The organism is Siccirubricoccus deserti (genome assembly GCF_014283215.1).
Lineage (GTDB): Bacteria > Pseudomonadota > Alphaproteobacteria > Acetobacterales > Acetobacteraceae > Siccirubricoccus > Siccirubricoccus deserti.
The window spans coordinates 2,036-4,949 of record NZ_JACOMF010000135.1; the positions used below are offsets into that span (position 1 = coordinate 2,036).

Consider the following 2,914-nt stretch of genomic DNA (forward strand, 5'->3'; position numbering starts at 1 on the left):
AAGCCGGGCGTTGGACGCACCTCTCCCGTCGGGCGATGAGGCGTTCGGCGCGGCGCAGGTTCATCGCTGTGCAGAGCAGGTGCAGATGGGCGCCGTTGCGGATCAGGCCGCGATAGCGGACCCGACGCCATCCGTAGCTGCGCTTCAGCGTGCCGAAGGCACGTTCGACCTGGCCACGGATCGGCGCCAGCGCGGTGTTCATCCAGCGCTGCCAGGCTGTGAGGGGTCGGCGCGCATGGCCGCGATGCATGATGCCGTCGACGATGCCGGCCTCAGCCAGTGTCTCGCGCCGGGCGGCGCTGTCGTACGCCTTGTCCATGAACACCGCCGCCTCGTCGCCCTGCACCAGCCCATCGGCCGCCAGGCTGTCGCCGACATCGGCCCCGGTCAGCACAGCATCGCGGATCAGATCCGAGCCGAGGTCCACCGCGACATGCGCCTTGAACCCGAAGATGCTGCGCTGGCCACGCCGGGTGAAGCCGGCCTCAGGGTCCTTGGTGGACACCTCGCCCTCACTCCGCGGCGGACGGACGACCGCCGCCTCGACCAGCGTCGCGCCGATCAGCGTGCCGGCCTTCAGCACCAGACCCTTGGCGTCGAGTTGGCGGTTCAGCTCGGCGAACAGCGCCTCGGCGAGGCCGCGCTCGGCCAGCGCAGCGCGGAACCAGCACAGCGTGGTCTCGTCCGGCGTGCCGTCGTCGAGGCCGAAGCCGCAAAAGCGCCGGAACGATAGCCGGTCGGCCAGCGCCTCCTCGAGACCGGGATCGGAGAGCTGGTACCACTGCGCCAGCAACAGCGCGCGGAACAGCGCCAGCGGCGGATAGCCGGGCCGGCCTGTGGGCGCGCGCAGCGGCGCGAGAAGGCGCTCCATCGAAGACCAGTCGATCAGGCCGAGGATGCGGTCCAGCCAGCGATTGGACCCCGCACCCGCCGGCAGCAGCGCCTCCGCCAGGCTCGCCTGTCCGATCCGACGCTGACCCATCCCCGCCCCGCCATTCCGTCACGAGGCGCAGCGAACCAGCCCATCGCCCGTCCAGCAAGGCGTTTCGCAGAGGTCTCCGCTGCGCGCCCTTGCCGCTGCCGTCAAGGCACGCTGGGTCGACGAGCAGGCGCTTCAGCAGCTCAAAAGTGCTAAACGTCGAGGTGGCCACGGATCGGGCTGCTCCTGTGGCTTGCCCTCCAATGCCCCAGAGAGTGTTCGCTCCCGGTTCCTTCGCCCACACCATTCGCTTCCGGAGAAACGCTCTCCGTCCGGGCCGACAGCGCCCGGAACGGCAGGTTTCGCCTGGGTCAGGGCGGCGACCTTGGGCTTGCGAAGGCGGAACGAACACTGAATCCTCTCTCCGGACGGCGCTTTCTCTCCGAACCTTGGGACCTGGCGGATTTAGTCCCAAGGTTCGAAGCGAGGAAAATGGCCGGTTTCCGAGCGGCAGCTCCCGCGGGGGTTGGAAACCCGAATGCCCAGTCGCACGGCGCTGGCAGCAAACATCGTGGTCCATCGGACACTGCTGACAATGATGTGGGACTTGGGAGGGCGAGGTGGGCTTAGCCTCCGCACCTTCGGCAAAGGCCGCAGTGGTTTAGCTCCGACAGAGGATTCTCGGGCGGGCGGTAGGTCTTGATGGGTTTGTCTCCACCGCTCCCCGTGTCCCTGTCCGGGAACGCCTCACTTTTGAAACCTGGAACCTCGCGCTGGAGCAGGCACAACACCGCTGAATGAACCCTAACACCATCTCCGCCACTAGGTGCCCCATACTGCTTATGGGTACGTCGACGCCACTCGGGAGGAGACGAGCCATGCGAATATGCCATGCGGTTGCGACCGCTTGCCTGGTCGCGATCGGCAGTCCTGCGCCACTGACGGCGCAATCTCTGCATGTCTCGGTCTGCCCTTCCATGACCCTGGCGCAGCAGGTGCAGCAGCTTCAGCAGACGCCCGGCACGCCTCCACTTGCCTGACGCCGAATGGTAGGCGTCCGACAGATGGACACCCCGGCTGGGCCGATATGCGCTGTCGACTTCAGCGAGAATGGCCAGGGTTTCTTCGCCGACGTCCTGGACTCCACCGTGCAAACCCGGTGGTGGACGGCCTGCGCCAATCTGAGCTCGCCCTGACGGGCCGTTCTCGCATGGAGCGATGCTCGCCAAAGCCTTCGGCGGAACTGCATCGCCCGCCCCTTCTCAAATATCGAGGCGAGGCGGCTGAATGTCCGATGCTGGCCGGAAGCGGCATGCCCGCTTTCGGGCGCAGGGAGCGGCAGAACTGTGCATCATCCACCAAGCCACGCCATAGCGTTCCGGGTATCGCAGCTCGTCGAACTCCTCCCGCAGCGTGTGCTCGCGCTGCCCGGTAGCTTCGGGAAGCACCGTCCGGTAGGGTGCAACCAGCGCCCGGTTGCCAGACACAGCGGACGGCTACGTCTTGCTAGACGGCATTCACCTCAATCGACGCTGCACCTCTTGAGTTGGCTTGGGCCATCTTCAATAGCAGGCGGAACTCGATGCAGATGCCGGCAGCAAAATCGGCAAGCGCATTCAACTGCACCCAAATCAGCTCAGCTGGCCCGTACTATCCTCTAGCGTGCGATTGCGGTACCGCCGAGCTGCATGGGCATGGCGAGGCTAGGGCGGAATCCGATCATTCTGGTTCATAGCCTGCGGCGGTGAAGTAGTTTCGGCACTCTTCCGGGGTAAAGCGTGGCAGGGCGTCGCGGATGGCATCCCAGGCCCGTACTATCCTCTAGCGTGCGATTGCGGTACCGCCGAGCTGCATGGGCATGGCGAGGCTAGGGCGGAATCCGATCATTCTGGTTCATAGCCTGCGGCGGTGAAGTAGTTTCGGCACTCTTCCGGGGTAAAGCGTGGCAGGGCGTCGCGGATGGCATCCCAGAGCCCGTCGATGGTCCGCGCGGCG

At 66.1% G+C, this 2,914-nt stretch carries 1 protein-coding gene and 1 pseudogene; both read right to left on the minus strand.

Features of this window, described 5'->3' with window-relative positions:
* Positions 1 to 982: IS5 family transposase (locus H7965_RS28625; protein WP_186773916.1), on the minus strand; the 982-nt coding region annotated here is incomplete at its 3' end.
* A 1,820-nt stretch (positions 983 to 2,802) separates the two neighbouring features.
* Positions 2,803 to 2,914: pseudogene (locus H7965_RS28630) on the minus strand (IS630 family transposase); the annotation flags it as partial.